This window comes from Microbispora sp. NPDC046933 (assembly GCF_040644635.1).
In the GTDB taxonomy this organism is placed as follows: Bacteria; Actinomycetota; Actinomycetes; order Streptosporangiales; family Streptosporangiaceae; genus Microbispora.
On record NZ_JBEYWW010000015.1, the window covers coordinates 47,474 to 65,920 of the forward strand.

General features: G+C 70.6%; 14 protein-coding genes. 9 read left to right on the plus strand and 5 right to left on the minus strand.

Annotated elements, in window-relative coordinates; genetic code table 11:
- The first annotated feature begins 75 nt into the window (after positions 1-75).
- Entirely contained in the window at positions 76-3,678 is a 3,603-nt protein-coding gene (locus ABZ857_RS21130; protein ID WP_357045323.1) for an SMC family ATPase, read from the plus strand.
- A 262-nt stretch (positions 3,679-3,940) separates the two neighbouring features.
- Here the strand turns inward: ABZ857_RS21130 and ABZ857_RS21135 are convergent, their stop codons facing one another.
- Positions 3,941-5,242: a hydroxyacid-oxoacid transhydrogenase gene (locus ABZ857_RS21135; RefSeq protein ID WP_357045325.1), complete on the minus strand. Its 1,302-nt coding sequence runs from the start codon at positions 5,240-5,242 to the stop codon at positions 3,941-3,943.
- A 186-nt stretch (positions 5,243-5,428) separates the two neighbouring features.
- Here ABZ857_RS21135 and ABZ857_RS21140 point away from each other — a divergent pair, with 186 nt between their 5' ends.
- Positions 5,429-6,142 carry a GntR family transcriptional regulator gene (locus tag ABZ857_RS21140; RefSeq protein ID WP_357045327.1) on the plus strand — a complete coding sequence of 238 codons (714 nt, stop codon included), beginning with the start codon at positions 5,429-5,431 and terminating at the stop codon, positions 6,140-6,142.
- Positions 6,143-6,216: 74 nt separating this feature from the next.
- Here ABZ857_RS21140 and ABZ857_RS21145 read toward each other — a convergent pair whose 3' ends face one another.
- Positions 6,217-7,107, minus strand: a complete 891-nt coding sequence (locus ABZ857_RS21145) for a LysR family transcriptional regulator (protein ID WP_357045329.1) — start codon at positions 7,105-7,107, stop codon at positions 6,217-6,219.
- An 85-nt stretch (positions 7,108-7,192) separates the two neighbouring features.
- Between ABZ857_RS21145 and ABZ857_RS21150 the strand changes: the two genes are divergently transcribed.
- The 4 genes from ABZ857_RS21150 to ABZ857_RS21165 all read left to right on the plus strand — a co-directional run bounded on the left by ABZ857_RS21150 (position 7,193) and on the right by ABZ857_RS21165 (position 9,556).
- The gene (locus ABZ857_RS21150) at positions 7,193-7,495 is read left to right on the plus strand and encodes a hypothetical protein (RefSeq protein ID WP_357045331.1); all 303 of its coding nucleotides are present in this window, start codon (positions 7,193-7,195) and stop codon (positions 7,493-7,495) included.
- Positions 7,492-8,238, plus strand: coding sequence for an SDR family oxidoreductase (locus tag ABZ857_RS21155; RefSeq protein WP_357045333.1), 747 nt, complete (start codon positions 7,492-7,494; stop codon positions 8,236-8,238). The genes ABZ857_RS21150 and ABZ857_RS21155 overlap by 4 nt, the downstream gene beginning before the upstream one ends.
- Positions 8,239-8,324: 86 nt before the next feature.
- On the plus strand, positions 8,325-9,245 hold the full coding sequence (locus ABZ857_RS21160) for an FAD-dependent monooxygenase (protein ID WP_357045334.1): 921 nt from the start codon (positions 8,325-8,327) through the stop codon (positions 9,243-9,245).
- 62 nt (positions 9,246-9,307) lie between these two features.
- Positions 9,308-9,556: a hypothetical protein gene (locus ABZ857_RS21165; RefSeq protein ID WP_357045336.1), complete on the plus strand. Its 249-nt coding sequence runs from the start codon at positions 9,308-9,310 to the stop codon at positions 9,554-9,556.
- 70 nt (positions 9,557-9,626) lie between these two features.
- Here the strand turns inward: ABZ857_RS21165 and ABZ857_RS21170 are convergent, their stop codons facing one another.
- Genes ABZ857_RS21170 through ABZ857_RS21180 form a run of 3 tightly spaced genes read right to left on the minus strand, consistent with a single transcriptional unit; the run spans position 9,627 to position 11,697 of the window.
- Positions 9,627-10,172: a hypothetical protein gene (locus tag ABZ857_RS21170; protein ID WP_357045338.1), complete on the minus strand. Its 546-nt coding sequence runs from the start codon at positions 10,170-10,172 to the stop codon at positions 9,627-9,629.
- The gene (locus ABZ857_RS21175) at positions 10,169-10,927 is read right to left on the minus strand and encodes a MerR family transcriptional regulator (protein WP_357045340.1); all 759 of its coding nucleotides are present in this window, start codon (positions 10,925-10,927) and stop codon (positions 10,169-10,171) included. Before ABZ857_RS21175 ends, ABZ857_RS21170 begins: the two co-directional genes overlap by 4 nt.
- 50 nt (positions 10,928-10,977) lie before the next feature.
- Positions 10,978-11,697, minus strand: coding sequence for a M50 family metallopeptidase (locus ABZ857_RS21180; RefSeq protein ID WP_357045342.1), 720 nt, complete (start codon positions 11,695-11,697; stop codon positions 10,978-10,980).
- A 151-nt stretch (positions 11,698-11,848) separates the two neighbouring features.
- On the opposite strand from ABZ857_RS21180, the gene ABZ857_RS21185 reads away from it, so the two are divergent.
- From ABZ857_RS21185 to ABZ857_RS21195, 3 genes are all read left to right on the plus strand, one after another.
- On the plus strand, positions 11,849-12,940 hold the full coding sequence (locus ABZ857_RS21185) for a magnesium and cobalt transport protein CorA (RefSeq protein WP_357045344.1): 1,092 nt from the start codon (positions 11,849-11,851) through the stop codon (positions 12,938-12,940).
- A 149-nt stretch (positions 12,941-13,089) separates the two neighbouring features.
- The gene (locus ABZ857_RS21190) at positions 13,090-17,694 is read left to right on the plus strand and encodes a tetratricopeptide repeat protein (protein WP_357045346.1); all 4,605 of its coding nucleotides are present in this window, start codon (positions 13,090-13,092) and stop codon (positions 17,692-17,694) included.
- Between the two features lie 156 nt (positions 17,695-17,850).
- Entirely contained in the window at positions 17,851-18,438 is a 588-nt protein-coding gene (locus tag ABZ857_RS21195) for a hypothetical protein (protein ID WP_357045348.1), read from the plus strand.
- Positions 18,439-18,447: the final 9 nt, after the last annotated feature.

The window sequence follows — 18,447 nt, forward strand, 5'->3', positions numbered from 1 at the left end:
ACGACGAGACCCGAGCCGCCAGGCGAGGGGTGGCATGAGCGGCCCGCCCGGCCCGTGGACGAGTGAGGAGGTCCGGTGAGGCTGCATCGGCTGCGCCTGGTCGCGTTCGGGTCGTTCCCCGGGACGGAGGAGGTCGACTTCGACGCGCTCGGCGAGGCGGGCCTGTTCCTGATCCACGGGCCGACCGGCGCCGGCAAGACGACCGTGCTCGACGCCGTCTGCTACGCGTTGTACGGCAGGGTGCCCGGCCAGCGGGAGAGCGCCCGGAGCCTGCGCTGCGACCACGCGCCGCCCGACCGGGGGCCGTCGGTCACGCTGGAGCTGACGATCCGGGGCAGGCGCCTGCGCATCACCCGCTCGCCCGCCTGGATGCGGCCGAAGCTGAGGGGCTCGGGCCTCGTGGAGGAGAAGGCCAAAGCCCGGATCGAGGAGCTGACCGAGCCCGGCGGGCAGTGGATCGTGCGCAGCACCCGCAGCGACGAGGCCGGCGACTTCGTGAACACGCTGACGGGCATGACCGCGGCCCAGTTCTGCCAGGTCGCGATGCTGCCGCAGGGCGAGTTCGCGAAGTTCCTGCGGGCCGGCGGCGAGGAGCGGCGGGAGCTGCTCGAGCGGCTCTTCTCGGTGCGCGTGTTCAGTGACGTGGAGCGATGGCTGGCCGACCACCGCACGCGCACCTGGCGGGAGGCGCAGGAGCTGGGCCAGCGGGTCGAGTCGGTGCTCGACCGCATGCGCGGCGCGGCGGGCGACGACCTGCCGCTGCCGGAGGACGCCGACGATCCCGCGGCCTGGGCGCGGGAGGTGCTCGACCTCGCCCGCGGCGCGCTCGCCGGCGCGGTCGCGGCCCGCACGGCGAGCCAGGAGGCGCTGCTGTCGGCCCGCGCCCGGCTGGAGGAGGGCAAGGCCCTGGCCGACCGGCAGCGCAGGCACGCCGCCGCCCTCGCCAGGCGGCAGGAGCTCGACGCGGCGGCGGACGAGCGGTCGGACCTGGAGGCGATGCTCGACGAGGCCGCGCGGGCCGACCGGGTCGCGCCGCTGATCCGGCAGGCCGGCCAGCGGGCGGAGGCCGCGGCCAAGGCGCGGCGGGTGGCCGCCGACGCCGTGCTCCGCGCGCTTCCCGGCCTGGCGGCCTCGCGCCTCGACGCCGGACCGGGCGCGGAGAGGCGTGCGGACTCGGGCGCGGAGTGGCCGGGTGTCACGTGGCCGGGCGCCGACGACACCGCGGGGCACGTGCGGGGACCGGACCCCGAGCGGCCGGATCCCGAGCGGCTGGACTCCGAGCGGCTGGACTCCGAGCGGCTGGACTCCGAGCGGCTGGACTCCGAGCGGCCGGACTCCGAGCGGCTGGACTCCGAGCGGCCGGATCCCGAGCGACTGGCCGTGCTGGAGCGGGAGCGGCGCGACGAGGTCGCCCGGGTGCGCCAGATCCTCCCGGAGGAGGCGCGCCTGCGGCGGGTGCGGAACGAACGCGCGGACGCCGAACGCGGCCTGGCGGAGCTGACCGAGCAGGAGGCGGAGCTGACGCGGCGGCTGGCGGCCCTGCCCGCCGAGCGGCTCGACGTCGAGGAACGGCTCGCCCGGGCGCGTACGGCGGCGGCGAGCCTGCCGGGCCTGACGGCCGCCAGGGACGCCGCGCTGCGGCTGCGGGAGGTCACCGGGCAGGCCGCGCTGCTGGACGACGAACTGACGCGGCTCGCCGAGGACGAGGCGCGGGCACGGGCCGCGCAGGCGGAGCTGCCCGCGCTGCTGTCCGGCGCCGAGCAGCGGCTCAGGGGCCTGCGCGACATGGCCGCGCGCGTCCCCGCGCTGGAGGCCGCCGCCCAACTCGCGGGGGAGCGGCTGGAGGCCGCGCGGCTGCGCGACGCGTTGACCGCCGAGCTGGAGGCGGCCGAGCACGACCGGCGCGCGGCCGTCGACCTGGCGCAGGAGCGCCGGGACCGGCTCCAGGAGGTCCGCCAGGCCAGGATCGACGGCATGGCCGCCGAACTGGCTGCGGGGCTCGTGGCCGGGGCGCCCTGCGCCGTCTGCGGCGCCACGGAACACCCCCGTCCTGCCGTGCCCGCCGGACGGGCCGCCACCGCGGACGACGAGCAGGCGGCGCAGGATGCGTTCGAGGCCGCGCAGCGGGCTCGGGAGGAGGCGGAGGCGACCGTCGCCGCGCTCTCGTCGCGGCTCGGCGACGCGGCGGCGCGCGCCGGGGACCTGTCCCAGGAGGACGCGTCCGCCGCCCTCGCGGACGCGGGCGAGGAGCTGTCGCGGCTGCGCGCGGCCGAGACGGCGGTCCCGGCGGCCGAGGACGAGACCGGGCGGCTCGCCGCTGAGCTGGAGGCGGCCCGCGACCGCGCCGCGGAGCTGACCGGGCTGCTGACCGAGACCAGGACCAGGCGGGACGCCCTGCTCGCGGAGGGCGAGCGGCTCGCCGCCGGTCTGGAGGGCGACCTCCCGACGGCGGAGGCGGACCTGGAACGCGCCCGGTCCCTGGCCGCGGCCGAGGAGGAGCTGGCCGCGCGTACCACCCGGCTCGCGGCCGAGCTGGAGGAGCTGGGCGCGCGGGTGGCGCGCACCGGCGCCGCGCTCGCCGAGGCACGCGCGCACCGGGACAGGCTGGCGGCCGACGAGCGCAGGCTGGCCGAGGTGATCGACGCCGCCCGCGGCGGCGACGCCTCGCTCGGCGTCCGCCTCGACCGGCTGAACGAGGAGGCGGACCTGCTCAGGGAGGCCGCCGAGGCGGCGGCCGAGGCGGCGGCCGCCGACCGCGAGAGCGAGACGGCGCTGGCCGAGGCGGCCAGGGCCGCCACCGGCGAGGGGTTCGCGAGCGTGGAGCACGCGGCGGCCGCCGTGCGCACTCCGGAGGACCGGGAGGCGATGTCCGAGCGGCTGGGACACCTGGACGCCGAGAGGGCCACGGTCGAAGGGCTGCTCGCCGATCCCGAACTGGTCGCGGCGGCGGCCGAGCCCGCCGCGAACCTGCCGGAGCTGGAGGCCGGACACGAGCGGGCCGAGCGGGACCACGCCGCCCGCACCTCGGCGCACGACCGGGCCAAGGGCAGGCTCGACCAGCTCACGGGGCTCGCCGGCGAACTGGACGCCGCCCTGCGCGCCTACCGGCCCGCCGAGGAGCGCCACGGCCTGGCGCGCCGGCTCGCCGAGCTGGCGACCGGCACGTCCGGTGACAACCGGTGGCACATGAGGCTGTCGGCGTACGTGCTGGGCGAGCGCCTCCGCCAGGTCGTCGACGCGGCGAACGAGCGCCTCGACCGCATGTCGAGCGGGCGCTACCTGCTGCGGCACGACCTGAACCGGTCCGCGGGCGACCGGGGCCGTTCGGGCGGCGGGCTGGGCCTGCGCGTGCTCGACGCCTGGACCGGCGTGGAACGCGACCCCGCCACGCTCTCCGGCGGCGAGAGCTTTATCACCTCGCTGGCCCTGGCGCTGGGCCTGGCCGACGTGGTGACCGCCGAGGCGGGCGGCGCGGAGATCGGCAGCCTCTTCGTGGACGAGGGCTTCGGCACCCTCGACGATGAGACGCTCGACGACGTGCTCGACATCCTCGACGGCCTGCGCGAGGGTGGCCGGGCCGTCGGCGTGGTCAGCCACGTCGCCGAGCTTCGGGTGCGCATCCCCGCCCAGCTCCGCGTGGTCAAGGGCCGTTCCGGTTCCACGCTGTCGCACCGCTGACCCCGGGGCAAAGAGCGGTCGGGGCAGGAGCGGTCACGGGCAGGAGAAGGTCAAGCGCTCCGCAACCGTGCGGCACCAGCACCGAGTTCGTCAAGAGCCTGCCCCTCGCCTGGCCGCGGGAGTATCGATGGCACGCCGAGGGCCGGTTCGACCCCGGCCTGTACCCCCTGATCACACGCATGTCGCTGCCCAAGCACTGCTGAGGACGTCCACATCCCTGGGCCGCTTCCACCTCCGCGGGAGCGCGGGGGGAAAGGCGGGCTCACCAGAGGGCGAGCGACCGGGTCAGGATGCCGGTGAGGTCCTCCTCCTCCACGGGCCTGGGGGCGGTGGTGAGCAGACGCTGCTGCTTTATCGCCCCCTCCACCAGCGCCGGCACGTCGCCCTCCGCGTATCCCACGCCGCCGATGCCGTTCGGGATGCCCACGTCGCGCATGAGCGCGGTCAGCACGCCGGGCAGGAACTCCGCCGGCTCGTCCGGCTTCGCCGCCGAGGGATCGAGCAGCTCGGCCGCGCGCAGGTGCCGCGCCGGGTCCGCCTCGAAGGTGAACCGGAACGCCTCCGGCGCGGTCAGCGCCACGGCCATGCCGTGCGGGACCATCGGCTCGCCACCGGGATAGCCCCGTGGGTGGAAGTCCCTCACACGGCCCGCGATCGGATAGGCGTTGGCGTGCGGGATGTGCACGCCCGCGTTGCCGAATCCCAGCCCCGCGAACGTCGCCGCCAGCGCCATCGCGCCCCTCGCCTCCGCGTCGTCGCCGTGCCGTACGGCGGTGCGGAACGAGCCCGCGAGCAGCCGGATCGCCTGCTCCGACCACATGTCCGCCACCGGGTTCGACCCGCAGTACGGCACGCGCTCCTCCGGCCGCCTGCGCTCGTAGGAGGTGTAGGGCCGGGCGGTGTAGCTCTCCAGGGCGTGACAGAGGATGTCCATCCCCGCCGCTGCGGTCACCTCGGGCGGCTGCGTCATCGTGAGGCCGGGGTCCACGACGGCCAGCACCGGGCGGAGGCGGGCGTGGCTGATCCCCGTCTTGACCTTCAGCCCGAGCACGTCGAGCACGCAGATCGTGGTGCTCTCCGAGCCGGTGCCCGTGGTCGTGGGCACCGCGACCAGCGGCTTGAGCGGCCGAGAGGGGGCGCGGCCCGCGCCGATCGGCGCGTTGACGTAGTCCATCAGCTCGCCCGGATTCGTCGTCAGCAGGTTGACGGCCTTGGCCGTGTCGATGCTCGACCCGCCCCCGACCGCCACGAAGGCGTCCCACGGGCCGCTCGCGCGGGCGTGCCCGATCGCCGCGAGCAGGCTCTCGTCGGTGGGCTCGACGCGCACGCCGTCGTACACCTCCGCGTGCATGCCGAACCCGGCGATCTGCTCCGCGATCCGCGCCGGAGCGCCCGTCGCCGCCACGCCGGCGTCGGTCACCACCAGCACGCGGCGCACGCCGTACTGCCCGAGGTCGAAGCCGATCTCGGCGGACGCGCCGGGGCCGAACTTCAGCGCGGGCGCGCCGTACGTGAAGACGGACTCGGGGTTGCTCGGGACGATCACGATCGCTGGGCCTTCCACTCGCGGGGGTCATGAGGGCACGCGCGATGCCGGTGCCGGGAAAGCCGCGGTTCCCGGGCGTCTCCTGCGCCCGGACCCGGGGCCATACCTGATGGGCAACCTGACATGTAGCATGCTGCATGTCAATGCACCGCCGTACGCGGGCGGGCCCACGACCCTCCGGAGGGTGGTCAGACGGTGCGAGCGGTGGCCGGCACGTCCAGTCTCACCGAGCAGGTCATCGAGGCGGTCAGGGAGGCCATCCTCTCGGGAGAGCTGCGGCCCGGAGAGCTCTATTCGGTGTACCGGCTCGCCGAGCAGCTCAACGTCTCCCGCACCCCCGTACGCGAGGCGATGCTCCGGCTGGCGGAGGCCGGCCTGGTGCGCTTCGAGCGGAGCCGGGGTTTCCGGGTGCTGCGCCGCGATCCCCGGGAGATCGCGGAGGTGTTCCACCTGCGGCTGCTGCTCGAGGTGCCGGCGACCCGGCGGGCGGCCCGCCACGCCGGTCCCGGCCTCGCCCGCGCGCTGCGCGAGGAGCTGGAGGCCATGCGCGCCGCTGCGGCCGACCACGACGAGCCGCGGTTCATGCGGCACGACCGGGCGTTCCACGACGCGATCCTCGCCGCCGGGGCCAACCGGCGGCTCGCCGGGGTCGTCGCCGGGCTCAGGGACGCCACGGTGACGCTGGGCGCCTCCACCGTCGACCGGTCCCGCTCACTGGCGGACGTCGCCGCAGAGCACGAGCCGATCCTCGCCGCCGTCCTCGGGGGCGACCCGGCCGCCGCCGCCGCGGCGATGCGCGCCCACGTGGCCCACACCGGCGAGCTCCTCGTGGCCCAGGCCGCCGCCGAGAACGGGGGGCCCGCCGACCCCGCCGACATCGCTCTCATCCACGACGCATCCAACGAATCTACGATGTAAAGGACGCAGCGCGCCGCCGAACGGTGAGCAGGCATCAGGGGCCGGAGCCGCCCGGGCCGTGGTCGGCAAGACCGTCATCGGGTGGAGGCCGAAGGCAGCTGCTGTACCCGCCCCGAGATCGTCCGATGTGACCGGGCATCCAGCGCGGCGGCCACGAACGACGCGACCAGCGGCCGGCGGTCCTGCTCGTTCCAGGCGAGCACGAGACTGCTGGGCGGCGCGTCGGCCACCGGGACGCAGACCAGGCCGGCCGGGGCCGGTTCGACCAGTGAGCGGGGCAGCACCCCGATCATCCGGCCCAGCGTGATCATGTGAAGCAATTGGACCACGTCGGCGACCTCGGGACCGGCGCCGTTCCCTCCGGGGACCCCCTTCCAGCGCGGCAGCGTCTCATCCTCCAGATCGGACATTCGCGCCGAGACCTGCCCGGCCAGCCGGTGCCCGGACGGCACGATGGCCACGCGGTCCTCGGTGTGCAACGTCTCGTGGGCCAGGCCGTCGAGATCGTCGAACGGCACGTAGAGCAGGCCGACGTCGGCCCGGCCGTCGCGCAGGAAGTCGGAGCGGTCGGCGGGGCCGCTGAACAGGACGTCGACCCGGCGGGCGTCGGGCTGGTGGGCGTACGCGGCCAGGATCCCGGACAGCAGGCCGGCGTCGCCGCCGGGCTTGAGCACGAGCCGCAGGTGGGTCTGGGCGTCGCCGGCGCGCCGGGCGTTCCGGACGGCGGCAGCGACCGCGTTGAGCGCATGGCGCCCGTGTTCCCGCAACGCCTCACCGGCCGGGGTGAGCTCGACGTGGCGGCTGGAGCGGACGAACAGCGGGACGCCGAGCCGGGTCTCGATCCGCCGGATCGCCTTCGACAGCGCCGGCTGGGCGATCGAGAGCCGGACGGCGGCCCGGCCGAAGTGCAGCTCGTCGGCGACCGCCATGAAGTATTCGAGCTCGCGAGTCTCCAGTTCGACCATGCCTCCAGGTTATCGCCGAATGTCGAAGCGGTCTTGGACACCGACGGTGCACACCATCAAGAATTGACGCGTGATAACCCATACGATGATCGTTTCCTTCGATCAGCCGCTGCCTGCCGCCGAACTCGACCAGTACCTCGCGGATATCGAACGGGCCATGCTCGACACCGGTTTGGCGCAGTCGGTCGTGGCCCGGCGGCACATCCCCATCCCCGGCGAGGAGGCCATTCCAGCGCTGATCGCGACCGCGATCGTGCAGGTCTCCCTGGCCGACATCGACACACTGGCGAAGGCGTTCACCGCGCCCAGCCTGCACGAGGTCATCGACCGCTGGCAGTCGCGGCACCCGTACAAGGTCGCCTGGGCGAACCACGAACCACTGACATGAGCGACATTTCCGGAAAGGTGGGCCTGGTCACCGGCGCCGGCAGCGGGATCGGCCGCGCGACGGCACTGGCATTCGCCCAGGGCGGCGCCTCGGTCGCCGTCCTGGACATCGACGAGAGCACGGCGGCCGAGACCACCGAGATGATCAGAAAAGATGGCGGGGAAGCGCTGACCGTCACCGTCGACATCGCCGACGAACGCTCCGTGCAGGCGGCCGTCGCGCGCACGGTCACGGCGTACGGTGGCCTCGATTTCGCCGTGAACAACGCAGGCATGGCCTCGCACCACCGCCGGCTCGACGAGATGACCCTGAGCGAGTTCGAGCGCGTGGTCCACGTCAACCTGGCCGGGACCTTCCTGTGCATGAAGTATGAGCTGCCCTTGCTCAAAGGCGGCGGCGCGATCGTCAACATCGCCTCCAACGGCGGCCTGTACGCGATCCCGACCGCCCCCGCCTATGTAGCAGCCAAGCACGGCATCATCGGCCTCACCAAGGTCGCCGCGGTCGACTACGCGCCGGACAACATCCGGGTCAACGCCGTCTGCCCCGGCCCGACCCACACCGCCGGGTTAGAGAAGGTGGCGGCGGGCACCGACATGATCGCGCGGCAGGAGGCGATCACGCCGCTCGGCCGGCTGGCCACGCCGGAGGAGGTCGCGGCGGCGGCGGTCTGGCTCTGCTCGGACGCCGCGTCCTACGTCACCGGGATCGCGATGTCGGTAGACGGCGGGCGACGGGCCTGAGGGGCATCGCGCTCGGCTCAACGGCATCGCGGAGATCGGCCGCCGCACGACCGGGCGCGTCCGTGTCGCTCAGGCCGGGCGCGTCCGTGTCGCTCAGGCCGGGCGCGTCCGGTGTCGCTCGGGCCGGGCGCGTCCGGTGTCGCTCAGGCCGGGTTCGCGTCGAGGTCGCCGCGCCGGCGTCCGTACTCGTCGAGCAGTATCGTCGTGGTGCGCTCGATGTGGTCGCGAAGTGCTTCGATCGTGCCCGGGACATCTCGCTCGATGGCGCGTTCGCAGATGAGTTTGTGCTCCGCGGCGATGTCCCGGCCGCTGTGTTCGGTCGGCCCGCACGTCACCTGTGGTTCGGCTGGGCGGTCACGGCGATCGATCAGGACTCCAGCGCGGTGAACCTCACGCTGGTGGACCGTACGACGAACCGGGTGACCGCGTTGAAGGCGGCCTACGCCGTGGGTTGCGACGGTGCGAACTCGTTCGTCAGGCAGGCGATGGGCACCGACCTCGAGGACCTGCGGGGCACGCAGCGCTCGCTCATCGTCGACATCCATCCGTTCCGGCACCCCTCGGCGCTCCCCCCGGCGACCGGCTTCATCCTGTGCCAGGGACAGCGCCCCGTCACGTACGTGCCGATCTTCCCGCCGATGCTGCGATTCGAGTTCATGCTGCTCGACGGGGACGACGCCGCCGAACTCGAACGCCCGCAGTCGGTGTACGACAAGCTCAGCCCCTGGATCGAACCGGGCAGCTACCGCATATCATGCGAACCGACACCTACGAGTGGCACGCCCGGCTCGCGCACGGCTGGCGATCAGGAAGGCTGCTCCTCGCCGGCGACGTCGCGCACGTCCGCCCGTACATCATCGAATCAGCGCGGCAATCCAACCTCATCGAATCCTTCGGAACCGGCGAGACCCACCCGGAACTGGCCGAACCCCAAACCCTCCCGCCATTTCGGCCGCCACTGGGGCCCGGGCTCGCCGAGCGACCGGACGGGGCGGCCGGCCTGCTGAGCCCCCAGCCCCGTGCCGCCGACGGCGCGAAACTCGACGACGCCACCAGATACAACTTCGCCGTGGTCGGCAGGCGAGACGTGACCGCGGCCGTGTCGGCCGAGATCGCGAAGCTGTGGCGGCGACTCGGCGTCGTGGTCGTCACGGACACCGGCCCGTACGTCGACGACTGGCTGGCCGCGAACTCGGCGACCGCGGCCGTCATCCGCCCGGACCGCTACACGTTCGCCGTGGCCGGTAACACGACGGAGCTGGAGACGGCGACGAAGGACCTGGCCCGGATCATGTCGACCCAGGAAGTGAGCACATGAAGCCGTACGCCACCGGGATGACCTGGGGTGACCGCACCAGACCGACCGACATGAGGTGATGAACGGCAGGTCAGGGAGCGCGCTCGCCCGTGATCGTCGTGGTGAGCGCGGCGACGGCCCGCAGCGCCGCCGCCGGGTCGTCGGCGAAGAACCGCACCCGCCGGACGGCCGCCGCCGTGTGTACGGCCCGCCAAGGACGGCGCGGACGGGGCACCTCGATCGGTTCGCGCAACTCGGCCACCATGTTCGTCTGCGACGAGACCGCGAGGGCGAGCTCGCCGTCCGACAGACGTACGAGCTTCCGCTCGTCGTAGCGGCGATCGATCCGCGCCGACGCGATGAGCTCCGCCGGGACGTCCAGGCTGAACAGGCGGCCGTAGCGCAGGCGCAGCCCGTCCGGTGACACGGTGTGCGGGCGGCGGGCGCAGCTCACCATGACGCCGAGGACGCCGAGGGCCGACGCCGCGTCGAGGACCAGGATCACCAGGCGCGGCAGGTCCGGCAGCCCGAACCGGCGCAGCAGCAGATCCGCCCCCACGGTCTCCAGGACCAGCACGAACAGCAGCGCCGCCATCGTCGGCGTCTGCTCCCGGCTGTAGCTCACGGCGTGCCTCACGACGACTCCCCGCCCGCCAGCAGCGCCATGGCCTGCCGCGCGACCTCGGCCTGCGCGGGGGACAGATCGGCGACGAAGGCCCGGAAGAACGGGTCGTCGGCGCCGGGCATCGCGCGGGCCAGCGCGGCGGCGAGTTCGCGCGGCAGGTGGCCGGCGAAGTCGGCGGCGAGGGCGCCGACGCGGGGATCGGCGGGGTCGGCGCCGTCCAGCTCCGCCAGCCTCCGGTACAACACCTCGGCCCGGGCCAGCGCCTCCGGCGTGGTCATGGGCCGCATCAGCGCGAGCAGCCGGTCCCGGTCGTCCGGCTCGGCCGCCGCGTCGAGGAGGGCGAGCAGTTCGGCGTCCGCCGCCGCGAACGGCGAGTCGCGCACGGGTTCGAGGCACCGCAGGAACTCGGCCATCCGCGGCGAGACGGCGTCGTCCGGCGACGGCGACTCCTCGCTCAGCAGCGCGGCGAGCCGCCCGCGCCTGGCCCGGATCGCCGCCTCCTGTCGTGCGAGGTCGGCGTCCAGCTCCAGCAGGATCTCCCGCAGCTCCCGCGCGGAGTCGCCGGCCAGCACGTCGCGCACCTCGTCCAGCGACAGGCCCAGCTCGGTCAGCCTGCGGGCCCGGGCGAGGCGGAGCGCGTCGCGCAGGCCGTACTCGCGGTAGCCGTTGACCCGCCGCGGCGGTTCGGGCAGCACGCCCTGATGGTGGTAGTGCCGCACGGTACGGGTGGACACCCCGGCCAGCGCGGCGAGTTCTCCGATCCGCATGCCCTCATTAGAGACGTTGACGTCGCGTCAAGGTCAACGGGCCAACGGGCTCAGACGGGCAGCCAGCGGGCGGTGAGGAGATAGCCGCCGTAGACGAGCGCGGCGGCGGAGACGAGCAGGAACAGCAGCACCCAGAGCGTGCCGGGCACGCGGGTCAGCCGGGCGAGCTGGTCGGCGTCGGAGTCCGGGGCGCGGCCGAGGCGGCGCTTGGTCTGCAGCTCCAGGATCGGCCGTACGCCGCCGAGCAGCAGGAACCACGCGGCGGCGTACGCGCAGGCCGACTGGACGTCCGGCGGGGCGAACCACGACAGCGCGAAGACCGCGCCGCCCACGGCGAGCAGCGACACGGCGCCGAAGAAGTTCCTGATCATCAGCAGCATGCACGTCAGCAGCGCGAGCACGGCCCACAGCAGCATCGTGATCCGCCCGCCGGAGACCAGCCAGGCCGACCCGAGCCCGATCAGGGAGGGCGCGACGTACCCCGCCGCGGCTGTGGCGATCATGCCGGGTCCCGTGGGCCTGCCCCTGGTGAGCGTCACGCCCGAGGTGTCGGAGTGGAGGCGGATGCCCCGCAGCTTGCGCCGGGTCAGCACCGCGACCAGCGCGTGGCCTCCCTCGTGCGCGATCGTGATCATGCCGCGGGAGATGTGCCACGACGCCGGGTAGGCGACGACGGCGAGGGCGGCGAACCCGGACAGGACGACCAGCCAGAGCGGGGGCGCGATCTGGGTGGCGGTCAGGTGGTTCCACAGGGCCTTCAGGGGGTTCACCCCCGAGATCGTACGGCCCGCCGCCTCCGCCCGTGCTCCCCGTGCCTTCGCTCTCGTCCGTACGGTGCGGCTGAGTAAGCACGACGAAGGTGGTTACCTTCTACGTGTGGCTGAGCGGCGTATGCGTGGACTGCGGGGATTGAGCGGGTTGATGAGGGCGAAACCGGAGCAGGCTCCCGAGCACTCCATGGACCCCCGTGCGGGCGAGGAGGAGACGTTCAGGCAGAGCGTGATCGACAACGCGGTGTACGTGGACGGCGAGCGCGTGGACTCGCCGCTGTCGCTGGGCGACGCGATCGCCTCGCTGCGCTCGCGGCCGAGGGCGATGGCCTGGATCGGCCTCTACCGGCCGGAGGAGGCCGAGCTGATCAAGGCGGCGGAGGAGTTCGGCCTGCACGAGCTCGCCATCGAGGACGCCATCGTCGCCCACCAGCGGCCCAAGGCCGACCGGTACGGCGACACGCTGTTCGTGGTGCTGCGGGCGGCCCAGTACCTCGACAAGCCCGAGAAGGTGGCCTTCGGCGAGCTGCACGTCTTCGTCGGCCCCGACTTCGTGCTGACCGTACGGCACAGCGAGGCGCCGGACCTGTCCAAGGTGCGCCGGCGCATGGAGTCGGACCCCGACCTGCTCCGCCAGGGGCCGCAGGCCGTGCTGTACGCGATCCTCGACGCGGTGGTGGACGGCTACGCGCCGGTGGTCGCCGGGCTGCAGAACGACATCGACGAGATCGAGGTGCAGGTCTTCGGCGGGGACCCGGCCGCGCCCCGGCGCATCTACGCCCTGTCACGGGAGGTCATCGAGTTCCAGCGGGCCACCAGCCCGCTGGTCCCGATGCTCGACGGCTTCATCGCGGGCTCGCCCAAATACGGCGTGAACGAGGAGCTGCAGCGCTACCTGCGCGACGTGTCCGACCACGCCATCACGGTCACCGAGCGCGTGGCGGGCTTCCGGCAGATGCTCCAGGACATCCTCGTCGTCAACTCCACACTCGTCAGCCAGCAGCAGAACGAGGAGATGACCAAGCTCACCGCCGCGAGCATCGCCCAGGGCGACGAGGTCAAGAAGATCTCGGCGTGGGCGGCCATCCTGTTCGCCCCGACGCTGGTCGGCACGATCTACGGGATGAACTTCGACCACATGCCCGAGCTGCACTGGCTGCTCGGATACCCCATGGCGATCATGCTCATGGGCGTCGTCTGCCTCACGCTCTACCTGGTGTTCAAACGCCGCGACTGGTTGTAGAGCACATCCGGCGGCTCGCCAGCCTTGGGAGGAAACATGCAATATCGCGTTTAGGGGCAGGATCGACAACTCTGCTGCAGCGGCACGACCCGTACGAATCTCTGTTCCAGGGCGTCTTCTTGTCAGTGCCATGTCCCATCATGCTAACCATGGCCGACTACGCACTCACCAACCTGGGGCCGCAGCGGTTCGAAGAACTGTCCCAGGCTCTTGCCCTCAAGGAACTGGGGCTATCCGTGGAGATTTTCGGATATGGCCCTGACGGTGGACGCGAGGCCTCATTTCAGGGCGTAACCCATTTTCCCACGTCAAAGGCACCCTGGGCGGGCTACGGAGTGCTGCAGGCCAAGTTCCGCAAGCGTCCGGAAGGCACCGCGAAGGACGCCGATTGGCTCATCGACCAGATTGATTCCGAACTCCGTGCCTGGGCCAATCCGGCGTCGAATCGCGTACGAAGGGGGCGTCTGCCCGAGTACCTGCTCATCACCAGCAACGTCATTCTGTCACCGGTTCCAGGTAGCGGCGGCATCGACCGCGTCCGGAAAGCCTTACAGGAGCGGGTGGACCAACTCGGCCTTCCACTCAAAGGCTGGGACGTCTGGCACTACGACAAGATTTGCCGGTTGCTGGACAACAACGAGGACGTTCGCCATGCTAACGCTGATGCCGTACTGTCCGGCGACGTCCTGGCGCGCCTGCACGAGTACGTCGAGCAGATGGCATCCGCCCCTCCTCTGGCCGATACTCAGACGGCCCCTTCCCTTCCCAGGGAGTTGCGCCCACTGTTCGGGCGGGAGACAGAGGTGGCCGAGGGGCGAAGGCTGCTTGAGAGGCCAGACGGTGATGCTAGGCCGGTAGTCGTAGTGACCGGTCCTCCAGGGATCGGAAAGAGCGCTGTCGCGCTGCGCATCTCCCGACTCGTCGCGGACGTCTACCCGGACGGGCAGTTCCACATCGACCTTGCGCTGTTCGCCAACGGCGAGCATCCGGCGGATTTAGTGCCGCCACTCCTGCACACGCTGGGCCCCCGCGGTGAATCGCTTCCCGAAGGCCGTGCACGCCAACTCGCCGTGCTGCGCGCGACACTGTCCCGCAGCAGAGTTCTGTTACTCATCGACGATGTCTCCTCAGAGGAGGCGCTTCTCGAAATCGTCCGGATGGATGGCCCCTTTGCTGTGGTATGCACCAGCCGTGCGAAACTCAGCGGGCTTACCGGGCTTGTGCGTCTCATCGAGCTGGGACCGCTGCCCGACCAGCACAGCGCCGCACTCGTCAGGGCGATCGCCGGACCTGCCAGGCTGACCGGCGAGCAGGCGTTCTCCCTGGCCAAAGCATGTGCCGGACATCCCCTCGCGCTGCACATCGCAGCCGCCCACCTGGCGCGCCGGCCGAAAGTCGGCGTCGACCGGTTCCTGGACGACATCACCAGCCCGGATCGAGGATTGAGAGCTCTGCGCGCGGGTCAGACCGCACTGGAGCCGGTAATCGAGCGAAGCTTCGCCGCACTCAGCCCTGATCAGAAGGAGCTGTTCACCAGGCTCGGGATCCTGCCTCACATGTCCGTCACCCCGGACGTCGCCGCTGCCACCTTGCTGTCACAGGACGAACTCAAGGAAACTCGCGTAGACGCCGTGATGGAGCTGCTGGACTCGCTATTCGAACTCAGCCTCATCGAGCAGGTCGACGAGGACCGGTTCGTTCTCCACGAGATCCTGCATCGTTTCGCCCGGCTCAAGTCGGCCCCGATCCCAACGGAGCTTCGGGAAGCTGTAATCCGGCAGACCTGCCTCGTGCTGGCTGCGCGGGCACGGTCCGCGACGGAGTCGATCGGCTTCATGGACAAGGAAGCCAAGGTGCCTGCGCGGAGTAATGCACATGCTTTGCGTGACCTGAACGCGGATCGCCTCGGAGCCGTCGCCATGACGGAGCTGGCCCGGCAGCATCAGGTTTGGGGGCCACTCGTCCTTCTCGCGGCCGAGCTCACAGCCTCACTGTCGCTGGGCAGCCACTGGACTGATCTGGACCGCGTCTATCAGTGCGTGCTCGACGCCGGTAGCCAGTCCGACAAACCCAGCTGGACCGCGACGGCCTTGCACAACCTGGGCATAGCCGCCAGCCATCTCGGCGAAAGCGAGCGGGCTGCCGAGCTGTTTCAGCGCAGCGCCCAGACCGCTTACGAGGCCGGGGATCTATACCTGACGCACCTTGCTCAGCTCGCGCTCGGAACGCTGCTGATCAACCTCGGCCGAGCGCGTCATGCAGTCCCTTACCTGCGCAGCGGGTTGCCTTTCTGGCGGATGCTTGAGGATTCCCGGATCTTGGCCCTGGCTCTGGCCAACCTGGGGCAGGCCTACCTGGCTCTCGGCCAACTCCGCCGGGCCGAGCGGTACCTGCACAACAGCAAGAACCTGTCTCGGCCCGGTAGCGGTGCGGACCTATGGAACCGCGGAGCGATCGCCGGGCTGCTCCGCAGTACGGGCAGGTTGGCTGAAGCGGCACAGGAGGCCTCGCTTGACGTCGAACGGGCACGAGCCGTTGGGAGCCGGCACTGGGAGGCAGAGGCGCTGATGGAGCTGGCCGAAACCCCCGTAGCGGAACGGCCGAGCTCAGCTCCCGTTGAACCCCTCGAAGCCGCGCTGGCCATTTACCGTGACACAGGCGACGCTCAGGGACAGGTCCGGGCGCTGTTTCGGCTCGGCAGTCAGGCCGCGGAGAGAGCAGATGTCTACCAGGCTGTCGACCGCCTCGGGGAGTGTGTTGATCTCGCCGCGGGGATCGGCGATTACGAGCATGCGGCGAGGGCACTGGCCTATCTGGCGTCCTACTACGGAGGCATCGGGCATCTCGACAAAGCGGAGGCATACTTCGCTGACGCCCGGAGCATGGCCCGCCACCTGGGCAACGCCATCTTGATCGCCGCGACTCTGCAGAGGAACGCCGAATATCTGTGGCACCTGGGCCGGATTGGCGAGGCCGTCGGCCATCTGACAGAGGCGGTTCGCCTGCTGGAGGGTACCGAGGACAAAAAGGCCCTGGCTCAGGTCAGGACAGCTCTAGGGGAAGCACTCATCGTCGCGGGACGATGGCAGGAGGGCGCCCAGATCCTGGAGTCAATCATCTCCCGATTGTCGGACGACGTGTCGCCTGCCACCAGGGCTCGGGCATACCGCGCGCTCGCCATCCTCTATTCGCGTCGAGATCTCCATAGGGAAGCTATGTCCGCGATCACCAAGGCGCTCGACCAGTGCGAGCAGTCCGGTGACAAGCCAGGCATTCTGCAATGCAGGATGGCTCTTGCGAGTGTTCACGCCCGCAGACAGGAGTGGTCCAAGGCGCTTGATCAGTACAACAGGGCTGCCGAGCTCGCTACGGAGCGGAAGGACCTTCATTTGCTCCTTACCGCCCGGAGCATGGCGGCTATATGCCGACTTCATGGTGAGGACGAGGAGAAGGAGAAGGCGGTTGTCAGCATCGCCAAACTGATGCCGCTGACCAAGCAGTTGGGCATGCAGTCGGTCGAAGCCAGCCTGCATCTCAACATCGGCGTGTACCACGCGTGCTTCGCTGATCACGAGAAGGCGGTCGCTGAATTCCGGAAGGCCCTGGCGCTCGTGGTCCAAGTCGATGACGACACCATGCGCGCACCATGTCTGCTCAACCTGGCCCGCTCCTACCGAGATCTCGGAGACGCCGTGAAGGCACGCAGTTATGCACGTGAAGCCTTCGTTCTCCATCAGAGACTCGGCAATTGGTCATCCGCGGGCGACGCACTTCTGCTGCTCGCAAGGCTTCACTGGGACGCGGCACCAATTGCCGAGAAGCCCTCACTCAACGACCTGCTAGGTGCCGGGCAATACCTCGACGACCGCGTGATGGAGGCCCTCGCCTCCCAGCTCGGCTCTTCTGATTACAGGGTCGTCATCGAGGACGATCGAGAGGCCGGCTATTCGGCCACCATCGCTCAAAGGAGGAAGATCAACGTCTCGGATGCCGTACGACGGGCACTGACCGGACTCGACATCGAACAGCTCATCGCCCATCTCGGAAACTCCCGGCAGGTATGTTCGGCCTGCGATCTCTTGATCGAGGAGACAGGGGAGGCCGAACTGCTCCTCTTCCACGATCGGAAGATGGGCCACGAGGCAGTACGACTCGCGCACCCTCACTGCATATCCTCCAAAGTGATCCAGACGCAGGGAAGGACCTCGAAGAAGCCGAAAGTCATCTTTGAGGTGGAATGCATCCTGTTCGGCGGCGATAGAGCTGGGATCGTCGCCGACTGCTATGGCGGGTGGGCGGCGCATGACGACGGGCGACTCGAAGACCTCGTCCTCGAGACCTACCATCAGGCAGGATTCACCAACCTGCAGAAGATGCTCCGACTGGACGACGGTCAGCCCTTGGACCTGCGCGACATCCCCTGCGTCGGCAAGGAAGTCCAGGCGCGACTCGAGGACAACAATCTCTCGATCACGGGCCCACACGGCCAACTCCTGCGTCGGATGCCACTCAACTTCCTCCCCCGCTGGTATCGGAGGGCAAGTGAGGGTTCGCTGATCGTCGTACTCGGCAGGAACCTGCAGGGGATGGCGGCGGAGGATCCCTCCTATCTCATACGTGCCATAGCACTGGGAAAGGCGCTTGGTGGTGCCGTCCCGCTGACCGTGGTGCGCCCCAGCAGGAACGGCCCTTGTCCATGCAGGAGCCGTGCCGGACGCAAGTTCAAGCAATGCTGTGGGCGGAGAGAGGCCTGAAGCGGCTAGTGCCGAGCGGGCGGGATTCTGAGCACTTGCGGGTGTGAATGATCAAGCCTGCTCAAATTCGTCGCAAGCCCGAGGCCGGGTCTCCAGTGAGCGGGAGGGGGAGCAGGACGACGCTCCCTCCCGCCTTCCGACCGAAAGGAATCAACGATGTCGGGCACCTTCCCCCTGGAAGGCCAATGGGATCTGCTGCGTGAGCACGGCTTGCATGAGTTGTTCAGCGGTCAATGGGTGCAGACGGAAGACGTCGGCGACGTGGTCAGACGCCTGGGCGTCGACCCGGCATCGGGGACCGTATGTGACTTCCCGGCAGCCATGCGGTCCCATGACCGCTACTCCGACGAAATAGTCGTCTGGCTGGGCGAACATGCGCCCGGCTGGGCCCACATGCTCACCCTGAGCGGCACGACGCCATCCCAGGAGATGACGGACACGTTGAGCGCGGGGCGCCGACGCGTTTTCGATGTTCTCTTCATCCGGGAAACCGGTCACCTCAACAACCTGTACACCTATGACGGTGTCTGCATCGGCGACGTGTCCCCGCCCTATCCCGGCGGGGTGGGCGAGGTCGAAGAACTCACCCCGTACTCGCGCGGTGTGGAACTCGGCGACGGGATGAGCACCGTCGAGGTCTTCGACCGGATCCTGTGCATGGTGGGGCGGATCACGGGCCGGTTCATCGACCGGGACTGGTTCTCATCGCCGCGAACCCTCTACCGGCTTCCGCGCGGGCACTGAGAACCCGCG

Excerpts from the sequence above, each read along its gene's own strand:
- ABZ857_RS21195 (WP_357045348.1), top strand. The coding sequence starts at position 17,851 with ATGTCGGGCACCTTCCCCCTGGAAGGCCAATGGGATCTGCTGCGTGAG.
- ABZ857_RS21145 (WP_357045329.1), bottom strand. The coding sequence starts at position 7,107 with ATGGTCGAACTGGAGACTCGCGAGCTCGAATACTTCATGGCGGTCGCC.
- ABZ857_RS21155 (WP_357045333.1), top strand. The coding sequence starts at position 7,492 with ATGAGCGACATTTCCGGAAAGGTGGGCCTGGTCACCGGCGCCGGCAGC.
- ABZ857_RS21175 (WP_357045340.1), bottom strand. The coding sequence starts at position 10,927 with ATGCGGATCGGAGAACTCGCCGCGCTGGCCGGGGTGTCCACCCGTACC.
- ABZ857_RS21150 (WP_357045331.1), top strand. The coding sequence starts at position 7,193 with ATGATCGTTTCCTTCGATCAGCCGCTGCCTGCCGCCGAACTCGACCAG.
- ABZ857_RS21190 (WP_357045346.1), top strand. The coding sequence starts at position 13,090 with ATGGCCGACTACGCACTCACCAACCTGGGGCCGCAGCGGTTCGAAGAA.
- ABZ857_RS21185 (WP_357045344.1), top strand. The coding sequence starts at position 11,849 with ATGAGGGCGAAACCGGAGCAGGCTCCCGAGCACTCCATGGACCCCCGT.